Origin of the sequence: Sulfitobacter sp. CW3, assembly GCF_019392245.1 — a bacterium.
In the GTDB taxonomy this organism is placed as follows: Bacteria; Pseudomonadota; Alphaproteobacteria; order Rhodobacterales; family Rhodobacteraceae; genus Sulfitobacter.
The window spans coordinates 1-271 of the sequence record NZ_JAHXRL010000212.1; the positions used below are offsets into that span (position 1 = coordinate 1).

Sequence of the window (271 nt, forward strand, 5' to 3'; positions counted from 1 at the left end):
AGAACCTGCTGGGTCTGTCCTACTGGGACAACGGCTTCAAGCAGCTCTCCCTGAAGAAAACGCCCATCCTGGAACCCAAGGACGTGGCTGGAAAGAAGTTCCGCATCATGTCCTCCAAGGTTCTGGAAGAGCAGTTCAAGGCCGTTGACGCCAGCCCGCAGGTGCTGCCTTTTTCCGAGGTTTACAGCGCGCTGCAGCAGGGCGTTGTGGACGGCCAGGAGAACACCATCTCCAACATCTGCACCTCGTGGAACTTCTTGGTGTAGATGTT

Annotated in this window: 1 protein-coding gene; it reads left to right on the forward strand. The window is 56.5% G+C overall.

Annotated features, from left to right (window positions below; all coding sequences use genetic code 11):
• Positions 1-266 (forward strand): TRAP transporter substrate-binding protein DctP (gene dctP / locus KZZ06_RS20815; protein WP_219581862.1); only part of this gene is annotated, 266 nt, incomplete at its 5' end.
• Positions 267-271 lie beyond the last annotated feature (5 nt).